Consider the following 17,605-nt stretch of genomic DNA (forward strand, 5'->3'; position numbering starts at 1 on the left):
GTGTCTCGTCCACCGGGATGTCATTCACCGGAACACGAGGGGTCCCCGGCGGACTGCCGGGGACCCCTCAGCGGCTGTTGCCGCACTCAGCCGACGTCGACGGCGAAGATCTCCCACATGACGTCGTAGGTGCCGGAGAACTGCAGGTAAGCCCCGACACCGACAACGACGACGGTCAGCAGGAGCAGGACGAGGAAGCACCCGAGGCAACCGCGCCCCTTCTTCTTCTCCTGCTGGTGGGGCTGTTGGGGAGGGTGAGCCCCGTCGGGCGGCCCCCACCCCGGTCCGCCCATGGGCGGCTGCCCCTGCGGCGGGCCCGGCTGCTGCCCGCCGGGTCCCGCGGCCATGTGGGGCGGTTGCCCGGCGGTGGGCGGAGCCCCCGGAGGGTAGCCGCCGGGAGGCTGCACCCCGGGCGGATGCTGACCGGGAGGCGGGCCGGGCGGCTGACCGTGCGGACCGGGAGGTTGGGGAGGTTGTCCCTGCTGCCCTTCCGGTGGGAACGGCGGAGGCGGCCCCTGCGGAGCATGCTGCGGGTAGCCGGGGGGCGGCGGTGGTGGTGCGTTGGCTCCGCTCGGCCGTTGTTCCGGAGGCGGCGGGTACCCCGGAGGCGGTCCCTGGGGGGCAGCGCCGGGCGGAGGCCCGGCGGGTGGGGGAGGAGGAGCCTGTTGGCCGCCGGAAGGAGGACCCTGCGAGTGTCCGGGAGCCCCGGGTTGCTGCGGATACCCGTGCTGCGGTCCGGACGCGGGCGAGCCGCCGAAACCGGGCTGCGCTCCGGAAGGCCCCTGCGGAGGCATCGGCGGTTGTTGACCGAAACCGCTGGCTGCCTCACCGGGGGGTTGGGCGCCCGAGGGCATTCCCGGGGCGTTGCCGTGGTACGGGTCGGGGTGCGGGACAGCCGCCTCGGAGGATGAGCCGGACTCGCTGCTGGCGGGGGTGTGCGGGGAGTCCGCCGGGGGCGCGCCCGCCGCGGGGCCGCTGTCTCCCGCTCCCGGTTCGGAGCCGCTTGGCTGCGGCTGCTGCGCCGCTTCGGCAGCGCGCCGCTGGCGTTCCTCCTCTTCCTGCTGGGCCCGCTTCTGGGCCTCCTCCTCTTTCTTCTTCTGCTGTTCCTGCTGCCGCTGTTTGCGTTCCTCGGCGATCTCCGAGATCCCCTCCCGGAGGTTGCCGAGGAACTTGTTGAACTTGGACCCCTGCTCGTCATCGTCGGAGCCGTCCTCGGCGGGGTGGGAAGCAACCGAGGTGTGCTGCGGGTCGCCGGGGTCGAACACGGCCGTGCTGGGCGCGTCCTGGTCGCTGCCGCCGAGAACGTCCGCGGTGGGCTCGTCGTTGGCCTGGAACGGGTCCTCTTCCTGGGGGGCGCTCCGGTTGGCGTCGGCTTCCTCGCCCAGGGCGGCCGTACGTTCCGGAGCCGCCGGCGACTCCGACGGTTGGGGGGTTTGGCCGGGGTCGATGCGCATGGTGCTGGGGGCGTCGTCGGCCTGTTGGGGGGTTTGGCCGGGGTCGATGCGCATGGTGCTGGGGGCGTCGTCGGCCTGTTGGGGGGTTTGGCCGGGGTCGATGCGCATGGTGCTCGGCGCGTCGTCACCCTGTTGGGCAGAGCCGACGTCGGGCGACGTCCTCTCCGTGTCCTCCGCGTCGTCAGCGCGCGCGGACATGCTGCTCAGGTCGGCTGTCGCCGAGGTGTCCTCCTCCTGCTGCGGCTGCTGCGGCTGCTGCGGCTGTTGCGCGGCCTGCGAGCGCAGCTCGGAGAGCGAACGGACGTGCCCCGTCCATTCGTTGCCGTTCCACCATCGGATCTGGTCGCTGTCGCCCCGAGGGTCCGCGTACCAGCCTGGCTCGATCGATCCACCCATGGCGGACAGACTAAAGGCTTTACGCTCTTCCGGCGACCAGAGATCGTGCTGGCCGAATGCCGGTTCTCACCCGCCGTCGGCGGGCGTTCACGGTCCGGCCAGTTCGTGTTCGGCCTTGGTCCCCGGATCCGCGTCTGTGGCTTCCACCGGGTCGGGGGAGGGGCGTTTCCCCTCACGTGGCCGGGGGGCGAGCCAGTTCAGGAGCCGTTCGGTGGAGATCGCCCCCGGTCCGCTGGGTCGTGCGTTGGGGACCTGGGAGTGGCCGAAGTGGCCTCCGCGTGCCCACAACCGTTCCGCCTGGGGATCGCGGTGGGGCAACGGGCGGGCGGAGGGGGAACCGGTGGGCCAGTGGCGGGGAACCTCCCACGAGTCCAACCAGGTGAGGATGGAGCCGAGCCCGTGGAGCGGTTGGTTGGTGAAGGGGGAGGTCGCATAGCCGATGACGCGGATGATGACGCAGACGCGCCCCTCGGTGGCGCGGTCGACGGCACCGGTGTCGAGCTGTCCGAGCGCGGCTGCCGTGACCGGCATCGGTTGGACGATCTCGCCGGTTACCGGGTTCCAGACGAGGTGGGAACTGTGGCCGCGACTGGTGAGCTGGTGAGCCGCGTTCCGGGCGGAGGACAGGGTGGGGTCCGTTTCCGTTGTCAGCCACACGACGCGTGGCGCTCCACCGAGGAACATGCCTTGGGGGGAGGTGTCCTCGACCCGTGTGGCATCCGGCATCCATGCGTTGGGCATATGGTCCCACCCTTCGAACACCAGTTGTTCGGGTTCTTTTACGGGGAGAATGCCCGGTCTGTTCAGAACTAATACCCCCAGGGCGCGTCTGAGATATCTAACGGGGGCGAGCGAATGTACTAACGGCGGCGGTTGGCCTCCGGAACGGAAAACACCGAAAACTTTCCCGTTTTCCGGATGCGTATTTCCGATGCTCGGAATCTGGTTGAACCGGAGTGTGCGCGAGGGATCAGGAGTGAGGGCGGTGCGCTGGCCAGGGAATTCCTGGCCGGACCCCTAGCGGGGAACGGGTTCCTGGGGTGGGGGGACCGGCTTCCGGGATCCGCCGGTGGGCAGGGGCGGACCCCAGGGGCCGGGCAGTGTGCGCTTGGTCCGGTTACTCCGGGTCCTCCCCGTCACCGGGCGGGCTGAGGCGCTGCGCGAACGCCTCCAGGAAGATGTCGCCGATCTCTGCGGGATCCTCCGTCGTGTAGGCAGCGCCACCCGTCACCTCGGATATCCGCTCCAGCGGTTCGGGGTCGATATCGGGTCCGAAAGCGATGGTGAAGATCGGGATGGGTTGTTCCGGATCCGATTCCTTCTTCAGGGTTTCCACGAGTTTGTCCAGCTCGATGCTGTCCTCGTCGTCGTTGTTGCCGTCGGTGAACATCAGAATCGAATTGACCCGGTCGCTCTGGTAGGAGCGTGCCATCTGCCGGTACGCGGCGAGGTAGGTGTCGTACAGTCCCGTGTCCCCGTCCGGCACGGGTTCGAGGTTGCGCCATTCGGCGGCCATCGCCTCCTTGTACGTGGCTCCCCCCTCGGCGTCGCCGCTGAGGTCGGCCACCGGGAGGAGCTCCTCGTAGTCGAGGTCGTTGTTGATCTTGACGGAGAACCTCCAGAGCCCCAGTTCCGAACCGGGCGGGAGCATGTCGAGCCCCTCGATGGCGGTCTTGCGCGTGACCTCCATGCGGTTCATGTCCGTCCCGGGGACCGGCTCCAGCATGGAGCCGGACACGTCGACGATGGTCAGCATCCGGCTGTCCAGCTTGAACTGGTTCCACGCCGACGTCAGGTCCTGCACCTTCTGCGCTGAGGGGGCTGGTACGTCCTCTGGGGGATCCTCCTGGAAACCGAACTCCTCGGTGAGGGCGTCGGTGTCGGCCTCACCCTCGGCCGAGCGGAACCCCTTGCTGGTGAGGGTGTTCTGCGCCGGTTCCTTGGTGAGTGTCTCGCGGAAACGTTCGGCGGCCTGGGCCAGGGCGGTGCTGGTGTCCCGTACGACGTAGGGGTAGTCCAGTGTGTAGGTTCCCCCCTCGGGATAGCGCACGTGGGCCGGGGAGTCGCTGTTCTCCGTGTTGTAGCGCCACGCCGCCTGCTCCGAGAGGGCCATCAGCGGTGGGGTGCCGTCGGAGTACTCGCTCAGCGCCGTGAAGGCGGTGCTCTTGTCCGGGGCGGCGCCCTGTTGCAGGGACTGGATGGCGGCGACGAACTGCGGACTCTCCTCCGCGGCCTGTGCCCCGATAGCGTCGGCTATCAGCGCGAACGTCGCCATACCCGAGGAGTTGCGTGTCGGCTCCATCAGCCGCATGTTCGCGTCCGCGTTGTTTCCCGGGGCTTCGGTGGGGACGAGTTCCTTCCAGGAGGACGGGGCGGCGTCGTCGGTGGTGCCTTCCGGCTGGGCCAGGACCAGGGGAGAGGTCGCGACCGATGTCCCGGTGTCGGTGAAGGTGGTGTTCTCGGCCTCGTTCTCCACGATGGTGGTCCACAGTGAGGAGTCCGGCACCCACACGTCGGATTCGGCGTCATCGGTGCTGGGTCCGGTGCCCGTGATGCCGTAGGCCACGTTGGCCGGGTCCACCCCGCGTACGTCGGCGGTGACACACCGGTCGTCCACGTTGTGCTGGGCTTCGTTGAACCGGGTGGCGATCTCGTCCATCGCCGGAACGAGGTCCGGGCTCACGGCGACGTCGAGCGCGAGGTCCTGACCGGAACACCCGCCCCAGTTGTTCAGTACGTACCAGCCAGTGACCCCGAGGCCGAGCAGGATCGCGGCAGCGCCGGCCAGCGCGGCGACGGCGCCGCCTCCCCGGCGTCGTCGCCGCCCGCGGGGCGGGCCGGTCGCCGGCGAGCGGTCGTCGGGGGAGCTGTCTCTGCTGTTACGTCTCACGGTGGTCCTCACAGGTCTGCGCTACCTCGTAGGTGTGACCCGGAACGGTACTGAAAACCAGCAGGGGAACGCGTGAGAGGGGCAGGCTTAATGCCGTGTTTGTTCTTTTTTCGTGCGCAAAAACGAGAAAGATGCGATCGAATCGTGACGAAGGAGGCGTCCCGGTAACGCTGTGGTGTGATTGCGCACATTCGGTGAGCGGCTGTTGCGGGATGTTTCCTGGTGGCGCTCGGATGGGTGGTGTTTCATGGCGGGGAGACGCAGGGGAGCGCAGCATTAGTTACTTTTCGGTAACTTTTGGTGGTTCGCCAGGTCGCGGTGTGGGGCTCGTCTCCTGTCAGGTGTCCCGCCCACGGCATCACGTGTACCATTCGAAGCCGGCTTACGTCGGTACCGCATGGTGTGCCCCCTGCGCCCTGAAATGCGGTATTACGGAGCGCGGTGCCCGAATTCCCCGCCCGCCTCCGTGCAATCGTTGTCTCCCTAGAGATGCAGCAATGTTCACGTTGAACCTCACCCGTAACGTTGCGGGCTCCCGGGGTACTGCTGTTCTGGGAGCGTTGTGCGCGCTTGGAGCGGTCGGCTACGCCTTCCTGGTAGGCGGGTCCCTTCTCACGGCCCCTCCCGAGGCCTCCGGCGCTGAGGAGCTCACGGCGGCGAGCGCGTCCGACCCCACTCCCGAGGACGCCCCCACCGGCCAACTGCGGATCCAGGTCAGTGACCAGCGGGTGGCCTACGTACAGAACCTCTCCTGTACCGGCGACACCGAGAACGACCCCGACGCCTGCGCCGAACTCGCCGAGCTCACGGAGCACGCCCAGGAGTCCTCGACGGGAACGCAGAGCCTGTTCGAGAAGGCCGCGGAGAGCGCCACGTGCACCCAGAACGAGTACGGCCCGCAGGAAGCGTTCATCACCGGCACCTGGGAAGGTGAGGAGGTCGACACGAAGGTCTCCCGGGACGACTCCTGCGAGGAGGCGCGGTGGCAGCGGCTGCGTCCGATCACCGACCGTTCCGAACGCCTCAGCTGACCTCCCCGCGCGCAGCGGAACGCGGCCGGTGGAACAGCCGCGGCCCCTGCCGGCGCCCGCGGGGGAGAACCGGTTCCCGCAGCTGGGCAGCGGCGTCCCGGGCAAACAGTCACGGCGAGGAGGAACACCATGCGGCAGCGAGTGCTCGTCCCCTGGGAGCACAACCTCACGAACCTCCCGGAGGGGGTGGAGGGCAGCCTCTACTCCGGAACCGGGGAGCCCACGGTCGACCTTGACGACGTCGGCTTCTACGTCGTGCCGTACGGGCGCACCCAGCGGACCGACCTCATGGAGCGCATGCCGAACCTCCGCGCCGTCCAGTTGCTCACGGCCGGATACGAGCACGCGCTCCCCCGGCTGCCGGAGGGAGTGACGCTGTGCAACGGGCGGGGACTGCACGACGCCAGCACCGCCGAGCACGCGCTCTCCCTCATCCTCGCCGCCCAGCGCGACCTCCCCCACTGGGCGGGCCACCAGGCGGAGCGGCGCTGGGAACCCCACTACACGCGTTCCCTGGCGGACTCGCGGGTGCTGATCCTCGGCTACGGCAGTATCGGCGCCGCGCTGGACGAGCGGCTGAGGCCCAACGAGTGCGGCATCACCCGCGTGGCCCGTACCGCCCGTCCCGAGGAGGGGGTGCACGGGATCGGGGAGCTGCACCAGCTGCTGCCGGAATCCGACATCGTCGTGGTGCTGACGCCGCACACGTCCGACACCACGGGGCTGCTCGGCGCGCGGGAACTGGCGCTGCTGCCGGACGGGGCCCTGGTGGTGAACGTTTCCCGCGGGCCGGTGCTGGACACGACCGCACTGCTGAACGAGAAGGGGCGGCTGCGCGCGGCGCTGGACGTGACCGATCCGGAACCGTTGCCCTCCGACCATCCGCTGTGGGAGGCGCCCGGCGTGTTCGTCACCCCTCATGTCGCCGGCGGCTCGGACACCTTCTATCCGCGCGCCCGCGCGTTCGTCGACACCCAGCTGCGGCGTTGGGCGAACAACGAACCGCTGGCGAACGTCGTCGCGGGCTGAGGTCCTGTTTTCGGACGCTTGTCCTGCTGCGCGCCGCCCCGGCACACCGCCCGGCGGCGTTCTCGTCGGTCGGCGGAGGGTCCGCTCCGCCTCCCTGACCGGCCGTGCCGGACGGCACCGGAGACGCCGCTCGTGGCGAACAGCGCCGGTCGCACGGAGCCCGGCGGTGCCTCACGACTGGTTGCGCCACCGTGCGTTGTCGCCCCCGACGCGGGTAGTGCCTCACGGGGAAAGTGGAGCGGTGCTGCGGTGCCCGGACAGCCTGATCCCCGCTGTGCCAGGACATCGTTCACTCTCCGGTGGTTGCAATTCACCCGTGTGGCACGCATGCTTATACCCGACATTCCACAGGGCCGCAGAAAGCGAGGTTGTGGCGGTGCGGCACCGGCTGAGAACGTGCGCTGGATCGACGGCGGCATTCGCTATGGCGTTCACGGCGCTTGGCACCCCCGCGTGGGCACAGCCCGAACCGGAGGTGCCCGAGCGGCCCCCGGTGGGGGAGGAGAACAGTTCTCCCGCCGCCCCGTCCGACACCTCGCCGAGCGGGGACGGGGAAACGGAATCCCCGGAGGTCGCCGCCTCCGAGGCGAAGGACTCCGGAACCGAGGTGGCGCCGTTCGACGAGGCGCGCTCCCGGGAGTACTTCGCCGTACTGCCGGACACCGTCTCCCCCGACACGGCGGACGAGGTGCGCGAGCTCCCCGGCGTGGAGTCCATGACGAGGGTGGACGCGGCACGGGTGGAGGTCGAGGGCGAACAGACCTCGATGCTGGGAGTCGACCCGTCCCGGTTCCGCAACTACGCGCCCAGGCCCTCGGCGACCTCGGACGAGGTCTGGCAGGGCATCGCCGACGGCGGGGTGGCGCTCTCCGACGAGGCGGGAAAACAGCGCGAGCTGGACGTCGGTAGCGAGGTCAGTATCGCCGGAGGGAACGGTACGGACACCAGGGAGGTGTGGACGCACGCGACCTCCGGAGTGGCCGGGATCGACGCCCTGGTCTCCCGGGACACCGCCGACGACCTCGGTTTCCCGGAGGGGAACGGTCTGGTGCTCTCCGCGCCCGACGCGGACCTGTGGGAACTGTACGAGCAGTTGGGCGACACGCTGGGTGAGGACGCCTCGCTGCAACTGTTGGCCGACGACCCCGACCCGCGTCCGGAGGGCACTGGTGGCGAACCGGTCACCGACTCCGCGGTGGAGGGGATGGTATCCGCCGCGCAGTCCCAACGCGGTGTTCCCTACGTCTGGGGCGGAGAGACCCCCGGCGAGGGGTTCGACTGCTCCGGGCTGGTGCAGTGGGCGTTCGCCCAGGCGGGAGTGTCGGTTCCCCGCGTGACCCACGACCAGTGGTACGCGGGGGAGAGGATCGAGTACGCCGACGCCCAGCGGGGCGACCTGATCTTCTGGCGCACCGACCCCACCGCGCCGGACTACATATCGCACGTGGCGATCTACCTGGGTGACGGGAAGATGCTCGAGGCACCGCAGACGGGGCTCGATGTCCGGGTCACCGACGTGCGGATGGAGAGCATGGCCGGCGTGGTCCGGGTGCACACCGGGTAACGGGAGCCAGCTGCCCCGTGGCGTGTCCGGGGCTCCGCGCCGTCGAAGCGACTTCTGCCCGCCGCCCGGCGAAGCGGGACGGCCAGTAGAGCGGCATCCCGCCACTGGTGCGGGCGGCAGGAAGTCCCTGATCCGTTCCTGGAAGGACCGGCTCGCCCCGCGCTCGCGCGCGGCGACGCCGGGGTGGGACGCGCGGCGCAGGCCGCCCGGAGCGCGGACAGGGAGAAAAAAAGAGGCCGCGCCGCGCCGGCACGGCCCCTTTGCTCCTGACCTTCACGGCCAGCCGGGAGGGGAGGGCTGGCACTCGGCAGGAGGGGGACAGGGCGTATCGCTGAAGGAGGGGAGGCAGCGACACCGGCCCTGCATATGGCTATTCGATTATCGAACAGCGCCTCGGAAATCGAACACGGCTGCTGTCTGCCCCTAGGGAAACAGTGTGTGGCCGATTTTGCAAGGGCGCCTCGTCAACCACCGACGCGGAAGCGCGCCCTATTCTAGGGGAGGTCGGCGGTGACCTCCGCGGCGGCCGCGCGAACGCGCTCCCCCAGGTCCTGCCGGTTCGTCCCCCCGTCGTCCGTACCCTCCAGGTAGATGACCGCGATCGCGGCAACCCCTGTGGAGGTGGCGACGGGAGCCGCCACCGACGACATGCCGGGAAGTACCTCGCTGCGGGAGTAGGCCCATCCGCGCGCCCGCACCTCGCCGACCTCGGGGCGCTCGCTGTCGTTGGGAGGGAAGGCGGCCAGGACCGCCAACCCCGGCGCTCCCCGGTCCAGGGGGTGGCGCATCCCCGGAGCGTAGGTCACGTGCGCCACGGACTGCCGCGGCTCCACCGTGGCGAGGGTGACGGCCTCCTCCCCGCTGGGGATCACGAGGAAAGCCGTCATCCCGGTGTTCTCGGCAAGCGAGGACAGGGTGGGCAGGGCCGCGGACTGCAGGCCGTGCGAGACTCCGCGCGCCAGCATGGGGAGCCCCACTCCCAGTTCGTAGGCGCCGTCGGTGGTGCGGCTGAGCAGCCGGTGGTCCTCCAGCGTCCGCACGATCCGGTAGACGATCGAGCGGTGGACGTTCAGGCTCCGGGCCAGCTCGGCGACACTCATCGGCCGGCCGGCCGCCCGTAGCGCCTCCAGCGCCTGGATACCGCGTTCCAGGGTCTGGGAACGGGTGCCGGGGGATTCGGCGCGTGTGTCTCCGGCGGTTGTGCCGAGGCTATGCGTCAACGCGGATTCCTGTTCTCCCGATGGTCGTGTCGCATCTCCGGCGCGGCCGGCCGTGCGGGGGCTGTCGTCCCGTGCGCTTCCCCGCCGTGTTCAGTAAACGAATCGAGTGGTCAATAGTCGCACACTGCCGGGGGCGGCGCGAGGCCGCAAGGAGCGCGGACGTCCGTCCGGTGGTTTCGTTTCCACCGCGTGGCTCGCCGGGAGGGAGCCTCCCGCGGTGCCGGACTCTTCGGATGCGGCGTCCGGAGGGTGCGGATGGCGCCGCCGTGCTGGGAAAGGTCGTGGATGGGACGGTTCCGCGCGCTGCGATGGGAACTCTCCGTGTTCGGGTGTACACGTGTCGGGAGAGCATGTTGGCCGTCATCCCCTTGTCAGTGATCTGGGACACGTTTACGATGATCTAAATTCGAACAATTTATTCGATAATCGATTAGGGGCGTTGAGGAATGGCGAAACCGTTCGCGAGCTCCGCCGACCTGGACGAGAAACAGCAGAGCCTGGAGATTCTCGCTGACGGCGTGTACGCGTTGACGGCCGAGGGCGACCCCAACGTCGGAGCGATCGAGGGCGAGGACTTCCTCGTCTGCTTCGAGGCGTTGGCGACCCCCGCCGCGGCGCGCAAGTGGCTCTCCAGACTGCGGGAGTACACGGACAAACCCGTTCGCTACCTGGTGCTGTCGCACTACCACGCCGTCCGTGTCCTGGGAGCGAGCGCGTTCGACGCCGACATCATCCTCACCCACGAGAGGACACGCGACCTCATCGCGGAACGGGGCGAAGCCGACTGGGCGAGCGAGTACGGCCGGATGCCCCGACTGTTCGACCAGCCCGAGTCCATCCCGGGGCTGACGTGGCCCACCGCCACGTTCAGCGACCGGTTCACCATCGACCTGGGAGGCCAACGCGGCGAACTCGTGCTGCAGTACTGCGGGCGCGGCCACACCGAGGGCGACATCGTCGCGTGGCTGCCCCGGCAGGGAATCCTGTTCGCCGGGGACCTCGTGGAGGCCCAAGCCGCGTTGTACACCGGGGACGCGTTCCACCACGAGTGGGCCACCAGCACCCTGGACCGCCTCGCGGGCTTCGGCGCCCGCGCACTCGTGGGAGGGCGGGGAGACGTCGCCCGGGGCGAGGACGCGTGCGCCGCGGCCATCAGCCAGACCCGCGGTTTCCTGGACACCATGCGGGAGGAGGTCGGCGCTGTGTACCACCGTGGCGGCAGCCTCCCCGAAGCCTTCGCGGCGGCACACGCGGCCCTGGAACCGCGGTTCGGGCAGTGGCCGATCTTCGAGCATTGCCTCCCGTTCGATGTCGCGCGACTCTGGGAAGAGTACGACGGCGTCGAACGGCCGACGATCTGGACGGCCCAGCGCGACCGGGAGGTGTGGGAACAGCTACAGAGCTGACCCGGTTCCTCGCCCCGACCAAGCGCGTTGTTCCGGGGCGGGTACCGACGGCAGGAAACGCGAGAAGCCCCCGCGCCGGTTGGCGGACCGGACGCGGGGGCGGCGCCTCCGGGCACGCGCGGTCCGTGGGCACGGCGGATGGTTCTGATTACCGTGCGTCACGGTCCGTGGCGGTGCCTCGGCGGCGTGGAACTCCGACGCTTGATCAAACGGGAGTAACCATGTCGTCCATTATCCCCTCTCCGAGCGAGCCTGGTGACCCACCTTGGCCCATGGCGAACGGCCAGAGGGCCAACACACCGGTCCTGGTGGCGGGTGCCGGACCCGTGGGTCTGAGCGCGGCGCTCGCCCTGGCGCGCTGCGGCGTGCCGACGCTCGTCCTGGAAGCCGGGCCCGAGCGCGACGCCGACTACTTCGCCAGCACCGGTTCGAAAGCCATCTGCTTCCAGCGCGACGTGCTGGACATCTTCGACCGTTTCGGCGCGGCCGACCGCCTCGTGGCGGAAGGCACCACGTGGACAACGGCGCGCACCTACTATCGCCAGCACGAGGTGCGCACGGTGACGTTCTCCGACGACTCCGACGGCAGCACCGCCAGCCTCCCGCCGTGGATCAACATCTCCCAGGCGCGTGTGGAACAGGAACTGCTCCGGCGGGCCGACGCCGAACCGCTCATCGCCGTGCGCTACGAGCACGAACTCACGGGGGCGAGCCAGGACCGGGAAGGCGTCACGGCACACGTGCGCGGATCCGGTGGTCATACCCTCTCGCTGCGCGGCTCGCACCTCGTGGGCGCCGACGGCCCGCGCAGCACGGTACGCGGGCTCCTCGGTGTGGAGTTCCCGGGAGAGTCGTTCGCCGACCGGTTCCTGATCTGCGACATCCGGGCCGACCTCCCCTTCCCCAACGAGCGGCGGTTCTTCTTCGACCCGGAGTGGAACCCGGGGCGCCAGGTACTCGTCCACCAGTGCCCGGACTCCGTGTGGCGGATCGACTGGCAGGTGCCGGACGGCTACGACCTGCAGGAGGAACGCGACAGCGGCGCCCTGGACCGGCGGATCCGCAGGATCGTCGGGGAACGGCCCTACGAGGTCGTGTGGTCCTCGGTCTACCGGTTCCACGAACGGTGCGCCGAGCGGTTCGCCGTCGGCCGCGTCCTCCTCGCGGGTGACGCCGCCCACCTGTACGCCCCGTTCGGCGCCCGCGGGCTGAACAGCGGGGTGCAGGACGCGGAGAACCTCGGCTGGAAGATCGCCCTGGCACGCGACGCCGGAAGCGCCGGGAACGCCGAGCTCCTGCTCGACAGCTACCACACGGAGCGGTGGGCGGCCGCCCAGGAGAACCTGCGCGTCACCGGCGAGACCATGCGGTTCCTCGTCCCCCACAGTGACGCGGACGCGCGCCGGCGCCGGGAGACCCTCCAACGCGCCGTCACTGACAGCGGTGCGCGCTCGGAGATCGACTCCGGGAAACTCGCGGAGCCCTACTGGTACCCCGAGTCGCCGCTGACGACACCGGCCCCCGCTTCGGAGCTGGTTCCCGAGGAGCCGGGGAGCTACCGCCCCCCTGTGCCCGGGGTGATCTGTCCGGACGGTCCCTGCCGGGTGGCGGACCGCCCCGGCGCCACCCGCCTCCGCCAACTCTTCGGTTCCGGGTTCACGGTGCTCACCGCCACCTCCTCCCAGGCACGCGCCGTGGCGGAGGCGGTCGCCGAACTGCCCGTGCCCGTGGCGACCCACGCCCTGTCCGACATCGACACCACCGGGGAGCTGGCGTGGAGCCTGCAGAACGACGGGGAGACCGTGCACGTCGTCCGGCCGGACGCCCACCTGTGCGCGGTGCTCCCGGCCCACGCCACCACCGCTGTCGCAGGCGCGCTCCGGCGCGCCTGCGGCGACGAGGCCCCGGCGCGGACGGGGACCCGGGTGCGGGCGTGAACGACACACCGCCGCACCAGCACACGGACCACCGCTTCCGTACCGCGACGCGTACCCGCCCCACCCCGGCGCTGCGGCGCCCGGACGAGGAAAGGAAGAACCGATGCCGTACTACCGCGCGGTCGGAGAGATCCCGCGCAAACGCCACACGGTGTTCCGCCGACCCGACGGAGGGATCTACGCCGAGGAGCTCATGGGGGAGGAGGGGTTCAGCTCCGACTCCTCCCTGCTGTACCACCGCTACCTACCGAGTGCCATAGTGAAGACCGAACCCGCCGACGACGCCGTCGCCGCCGCGGGAACGACGGAGAACTCCCCGCTGGCGCCGCGGCACTTCCGCACCCGGGATCTGGCCTCGGGCGGGGACCTGGTCGCCGGGCGCCAGCTGCTGGCGGGAAACGACGACGTGTGGCTGAGCCTGGCGGCCGTCAACCAGCCCAGCGAGCTGTACCGCAACTCCGTCGGGGACGAGACGGTCTACCTGCAGTCCGGTTCGGCGCGGTTCGAGTCCACCTACGGGGCGCTCGAGGCCGGGGAGGGCGACTACGTCACCGTTCCCACCGGGACGATCCACCGCTGGGTCCCCCACGGCGACGTCACGGCGCTGGTCATCGAGGCGTCCGGGCACATCCGTCCACCGCGGAGGTACCTCTCCGCCTACGGCCAGTTCCTGGAGCACGCCCCCTACTGCGAACGGGACCTGCGGGCGCCCACACAGCCCTGGACGGTGGAGGGGCCGGAGGCGGAGGCGGCCACGCCGGTACTGGTACGCACCCGGGGCGGCCTCACCCGGATGACGTTCGCGCACCACCCCTTCGACGTGGTCGGTTGGGACGGCTGCCTGTACCCCTACGCCTTCAACATCGCCGACTTCGAACCGATCGTGAAGCGCACGCACGCCCCACCGCCGGTACACCAGACGTTCGAGGGCCCCAACTTCGTCATATGCTCCTTCTGCCCGCGCCCGCTGGACTTCCATCCCGACGCGGTCCCGATCCCGTACAACCACCACAACGTCGACAGCGACGAGTTCATGTACTACGTCGACGGCGACTACGCCGCACGCAAGGGGTCCGGTATCGGTATCGGCTCCGTCTCGCTGCATCCGGCCGGCTTCACCCACGGGCCGCAACCCGGTGCGGTGGAGGACGCCCTGGGGGCCCAGCAGACGAGCGAGACAGCGGTCATGATCGACACGTTCCGGCCGCTGAGGCTCGGCGACGCCGGGCGCGCGTGTGAGGACGCCAGCTACGCCTGGACATGGGCACGCTGATGACGGCAACACGGGAAGCGCAACGTGTGATGCTGCGCGGGCTCGTCGACGACGCGGGACTGTTCCCGCCCACGGAGCTGCGCATGGTCCCGGCGGTGGAACGGCACCGCTCCGACCGGATCGTCGCCCACCCGATGCTCACCCACCGGTTCCTGTGCCCGGTCAGCAGGTGGGAGGAGCTACGCGGCAGGCTCGGGGACGGCGACCACATCGACGTGGGACTCATCCTCGACACCGAGGCGGGGCTGTCCGGGGAGCTCCCCCCGACTGACCCCCGAATCGGGGTCAGCCACTACGAACTCCGCGTCCGACCGGGCGACCTCTCCAACGTCGCTGACTTCCACCGCAGCGGAGCGCGGGGGGAGGCGCCGCGCTCCGTCTACTTCGAGCCGGAACGCGGCCCCGACTGGTTGGATGCGGTGCGCTCCCTCGCGGGAGTCCGCCCGTTGGGGGCGAAGGTGCGGTGCGGCGGGGTGCACGAGTCCGCCTTCCCGACGGTGGAGGAGCTCGCGGACTTCGTCCTCACCTGTGTCCGCAACGGCGTGCCGTTCAAGGCCACGGCCGGGCTGCACCACGCGGTCCGTCGCACCGACCCGACAACCGGGTTCATCCACCACGGCTACCTGAACCTGCTGCTGGCAGCGGCCATCGCCGTGGACGCCGGCGGGGAGGACGACGTCCGCACCGTACTGTCCCTGACCGACGAGCAGCGGCTCGTCCGCGCCTTCTCCGAGGTCACCCCGCAGGTCGCCGACCACTGTCGGCGGCTGTTCGTCTCCTACGGGTCGTGCAGTACCCGCGACCCCGTCGCGGACGCGCAGCGCCTCGGTCTGGAAACGGAGTAGCCGGCTGCCGCGGGCCGCCACGACCGCCGCGTGCCGTGGCGGCCCGCGGCCGAGGCGCCGACCATGAAACGAACCGTGTAACCAAGGGAGGAACGTGACCACAACATGGGTCCCCGGAGCCGACGACTCCGGCTACGGTGCGGACAACCTGCCCTACGGGGTCTTCCGCCGGCCCGGCGCCGAACCGCGGGTCGGCGTGCGCGTGGGGGACTACGTGCTCGACCTGGCAGCGCTCCTGGGGGAACCGGAGTTCCACGAGGCCACGCTGAACCCCTTCATGGCCCGTGGCGCCGCCGCGTGGCGGGCGACCCGGGCCAAGATCAGCGGAACGCTCACCCACGCGGATGGCCGCGCCCGCGCGGAGCCGCACCTGATCCCCCTGGCGGAGGTGGAGATGCTTCCGCCGTTCGCCGTGGCCGACTACGTGGACTTCTACTGCTCCCTGGAACACGCCTCCAACGTCGGTCGGATCTTCCGCCCGGACGAGGAGCCGCTCAAACCCAACTGGCGCCACCTCCCGGTGGGCTACCACGGGCGTTCCGGGACCGTCGTCCCCTCGGGAACCGGCATCGTGCGTCCGCGGGGGCAGGTGAAACCACCGGACGCGGACGCCCCGGTGTTCTCCGCCAGCAACCGGCTGGACATCGAAGCCGAGCTGGGGTTCGTCGTGGGAACGCCGAGCCCGTTGGGGGAGCCGGTCTCCCCGGCGAGCTTCTCCGAGCACGTGTTCGGCGTGGTGCTCGTGAACGACTGGAGCGCGCGCGACGTGCAGGCGTGGGAGTACGTCCCGCTCGGCCCCTTCCTGGGGAAGTCGTTCGCGACCTCCGTCTCGCCGTGGGTGGTGCCGCTGGACGCGCTGGGCGCGGCCCGGTTCCCCGGCCGGGAGCAGGACCCCGAACCGCTGCCGCACCTGCGCCGCAGGGCCGACTGGGGACTGGACCTGCGCCTCGACGTGCGGTTGAACGGGGAGACCGTGGCACGTCCTCCCTACGACCGGATGTACTGGACCCCCGACCAGATGCTCGCCCATCTCACGAGCAACGGTTCCTCGCTTCGTACGGGTGACCTCTACGCCTCCGGAACCATCTCGGGCTCCGGCCCCGCGGAGCAGGGATCGCTGCTCGAGCTGACGTGGGGCGGCTCCGAACCGTTGACGCTGGCGGACGGGTCCACGCGTACGTTCCTGCACGACGGCGACACGGTCGCCATAATAGCCGAGGCCGACGGGATGGGAGGCGGCGGGATCGCCCTCGGTGAGGTCACCGGAACGGTACTGCCCGCTCCCCGTTGAGAGGGCGGGCGCCGCGGGCGGGCCGGGGCACCGTCGCGCGTCCTTCGGGACGGGTGCCCCGGCCCGCGTCCTCACCGTCCGCGGATGCCGGTGCGAACGCGCGGTCAGCGCCGTGGCGGGGCTCCCCCTACGGTCCCACTGTGTTACCCGTTGTCCCTGTATGAACACATACTGCTTTTCCGTGGTGGGGTGCGACCGCGTCCGGGACGCGAACGGACGGTTACGTCCCGGCGTCCGGGAACGCGGAACGCCGGGACGTGGGAGTTCCCGGCTGGTGCATCCTCCACTCGCCCCGCGGCAACCCGGCGGTAACCGCGACCGCCGAGTCTGCCGGAGGCAGTGAAACGTGTCCCGACCGAGGGAGTGCCATGTTCCGACGGTTCGGAGCTGTAGTGGCCGTGGTGGCCGGCCTCGCCGTGGGCGGTACGGGAACCGCCGCCGGCGCGGTGGCCCAGAACGGCCCGCCCGACGCCCCTGTCACCGACATCGCGCACCGGGGAGCCTCCGCCTACGCCCCCGAGAACACGCTCGCCGCCGTGGACGCGGCGGCCCAGCACGACGCCACCACCGTGGAGGTCGACGTGCAGCGCAGTAAGGACGGCGAGCTCGTCCTCATGCACGACACCACGCTGGAACGCACCACCGACGCCGAGGAGGTCTTCCCCGGCGAGGACTCCTACGAGGTCGACCGGTTCACCCTGGAGGAGCTCAGGGAGCTGGACGCCGGCTCCTGGTTCGGCCCCCGGTTCGCGGGAGAGCCGGTTCCCACCCTGCAGGAGGCGCTGGACCGGCTCCGCGCGCACGATCTCAACCTCCTGCTGGAGATCAAATCGCCCGGCCGCCACCCCGGGATCGAGTCCGACATCGCTCGCGAGTTCACCCGCAACCCGGAGTGGCTGGCCCCCACACGTCCCGGCGGGCACCAGCGCCTCGTGATCCAGAGCTTTGAATGGGACTCCGTACGCAGCTCACACGACAGGCTCCCGATGGTCCCCCACGGCCTTCTCGGAACCGTGCCGGAGGCGGAGCTCGACGAGTACGCGCAGTGGGCCGACATGGTCAACCCGAACCACGAGTCCGTGGACGCCGACTACGTCGACTCCGTGCACGACGCGGGGATGGGGATGTTCGTCTACACCGTCAACGACGCCGCGGACATGCGTTCCGCCCTCGACAAGGGGGTCGACGGCCTGATCTCCGACTACCCGGACGTCGCCCGGGAGGTCATCGCCGAGGAGACGGGCGCCCGACCGCGCCCCTGAACGGCCG

13 protein-coding genes are annotated in these 17,605 nt (G+C 70.3%); 9 read left to right on the forward strand and 4 right to left on the reverse strand.

The genetic code is table 11. The annotated features are described in order from the left end of the window. Window positions 1-86: 86 nt before the first annotated feature. The 3 genes from FHX37_RS22735 to FHX37_RS04075 all read right to left on the reverse strand — a co-directional run bounded on the left by FHX37_RS22735 (window position 87) and on the right by FHX37_RS04075 (window position 4,740). The gene (locus FHX37_RS22735) at window positions 87-1,850 is read right to left on the reverse strand and encodes a DUF2510 domain-containing protein (protein WP_170181498.1); all 1,764 of its coding nucleotides are present in this window, start codon (window positions 1,848-1,850) and stop codon (window positions 87-89) included. Window positions 1,851-1,937: 87 nt separating this feature from the next. Then, window positions 1,938-2,591: a hypothetical protein gene (locus tag FHX37_RS04070; RefSeq protein ID WP_211351740.1), complete on the reverse strand. Its 654-nt coding sequence runs from the start codon at window positions 2,589-2,591 to the stop codon at window positions 1,938-1,940. A 376-nt stretch (window positions 2,592-2,967) separates the two neighbouring features. Then, the gene (locus FHX37_RS04075) at window positions 2,968-4,740 is read right to left on the reverse strand and encodes a substrate-binding and VWA domain-containing protein (protein ID WP_141922223.1); all 1,773 of its coding nucleotides are present in this window, start codon (window positions 4,738-4,740) and stop codon (window positions 2,968-2,970) included. Between the two features lie 497 nt (window positions 4,741-5,237). On the opposite strand from FHX37_RS04075, the gene FHX37_RS04080 reads away from it, so the two are divergent. From FHX37_RS04080 to FHX37_RS04090, 3 genes are all read left to right on the forward strand, one after another. After that, window positions 5,238-5,771 carry a hypothetical protein gene (locus tag FHX37_RS04080; RefSeq protein WP_141922224.1) on the forward strand — a complete coding sequence of 178 codons (534 nt, stop codon included), beginning with the start codon at window positions 5,238-5,240 and terminating at the stop codon, window positions 5,769-5,771. 129 nt (window positions 5,772-5,900) lie between these two features. Further along, complete coding sequence (locus FHX37_RS04085) at window positions 5,901-6,800, forward strand: 2-hydroxyacid dehydrogenase (RefSeq protein WP_141922225.1); 900 nt, start codon at window positions 5,901-5,903, stop codon at window positions 6,798-6,800. Window positions 6,801-7,176: 376 nt separating this feature from the next. After that, entirely contained in the window at window positions 7,177-8,364 is a 1,188-nt protein-coding gene (locus FHX37_RS04090) for a C40 family peptidase (protein ID WP_211351883.1), read from the forward strand. 494 nt (window positions 8,365-8,858) lie between these two features. Here the strand turns inward: FHX37_RS04090 and FHX37_RS04095 are convergent, their stop codons facing one another. Next, window positions 8,859-9,584, reverse strand: coding sequence for an IclR family transcriptional regulator (locus FHX37_RS04095; RefSeq protein WP_211351741.1), 726 nt, complete (start codon window positions 9,582-9,584; stop codon window positions 8,859-8,861). Window positions 9,585-10,030: 446 nt separating this feature from the next. Here FHX37_RS04095 and FHX37_RS04100 point away from each other — a divergent pair, with 446 nt between their 5' ends. From FHX37_RS04100 to FHX37_RS04125, 6 genes are all read left to right on the forward strand, one after another. Further along, entirely contained in the window at window positions 10,031-10,990 is a 960-nt protein-coding gene (locus tag FHX37_RS04100; protein ID WP_141922226.1) for an MBL fold metallo-hydrolase, read from the forward strand. Between the two features lie 272 nt (window positions 10,991-11,262). Next, window positions 11,263-12,927 (forward strand): FAD-dependent monooxygenase, encoded by a 1,665-nt coding sequence (locus tag FHX37_RS04105; RefSeq protein ID WP_246062061.1) that lies wholly within the window; start codon window positions 11,263-11,265, stop codon window positions 12,925-12,927. 103 nt (window positions 12,928-13,030) lie between these two features. Beyond that, on the forward strand, window positions 13,031-14,200 hold the full coding sequence (locus FHX37_RS04110; protein ID WP_141922228.1) for a homogentisate 1,2-dioxygenase: 1,170 nt from the start codon (window positions 13,031-13,033) through the stop codon (window positions 14,198-14,200). After that, the gene (locus tag FHX37_RS04115) at window positions 14,200-15,045 is read left to right on the forward strand and encodes a hypothetical protein (protein WP_246062062.1); all 846 of its coding nucleotides are present in this window, start codon (window positions 14,200-14,202) and stop codon (window positions 15,043-15,045) included. Before FHX37_RS04110 ends, FHX37_RS04115 begins: the two co-directional genes overlap by 1 nt. Before the next feature lie 94 nt (window positions 15,046-15,139). Then, window positions 15,140-16,336 (forward strand): fumarylacetoacetase, encoded by a 1,197-nt coding sequence (gene fahA, locus FHX37_RS04120; RefSeq protein WP_141922229.1) that lies wholly within the window; start codon window positions 15,140-15,142, stop codon window positions 16,334-16,336. Between the two features lie 368 nt (window positions 16,337-16,704). Continuing rightward, window positions 16,705-17,598, forward strand: a complete 894-nt coding sequence (locus tag FHX37_RS04125; RefSeq protein ID WP_141922230.1) for a glycerophosphodiester phosphodiesterase — start codon at window positions 16,705-16,707, stop codon at window positions 17,596-17,598. The last annotated feature ends 7 nt before the right edge of the window (window positions 17,599-17,605 follow it).

Source organism: Haloactinospora alba, assembly GCF_006717075.1.
GTDB classification, from domain to species: Bacteria; Actinomycetota; Actinomycetes; order Streptosporangiales; family Streptosporangiaceae; genus Haloactinospora; species Haloactinospora alba.

Excerpts from the sequence above, each read along its gene's own strand:
- FHX37_RS22735 (WP_170181498.1), bottom strand. The coding sequence starts at position 1,850 with ATGGGTGGATCGATCGAGCCAGGCTGGTACGCGGACCCTCGGGGCGAC.
- FHX37_RS04070 (WP_211351740.1), bottom strand. The coding sequence starts at position 2,591 with ATGCCCAACGCATGGATGCCGGATGCCACACGGGTCGAGGACACCTCC.
- FHX37_RS04080 (WP_141922224.1), top strand. The coding sequence starts at position 5,238 with ATGTTCACGTTGAACCTCACCCGTAACGTTGCGGGCTCCCGGGGTACT.
- FHX37_RS04085 (WP_141922225.1), top strand. The coding sequence starts at position 5,901 with ATGCGGCAGCGAGTGCTCGTCCCCTGGGAGCACAACCTCACGAACCTC.
- FHX37_RS04100 (WP_141922226.1), top strand. The coding sequence starts at position 10,031 with ATGGCGAAACCGTTCGCGAGCTCCGCCGACCTGGACGAGAAACAGCAG.
- FHX37_RS04105 (WP_246062061.1), top strand. The coding sequence starts at position 11,263 with ATGGCGAACGGCCAGAGGGCCAACACACCGGTCCTGGTGGCGGGTGCC.
- FHX37_RS04110 (WP_141922228.1), top strand. The coding sequence starts at position 13,031 with ATGCCGTACTACCGCGCGGTCGGAGAGATCCCGCGCAAACGCCACACG.
- FHX37_RS04115 (WP_246062062.1), top strand. The coding sequence starts at position 14,200 with ATGACGGCAACACGGGAAGCGCAACGTGTGATGCTGCGCGGGCTCGTC.
- FHX37_RS04125 (WP_141922230.1), top strand. The coding sequence starts at position 16,705 with ATGTTCCGACGGTTCGGAGCTGTAGTGGCCGTGGTGGCCGGCCTCGCC.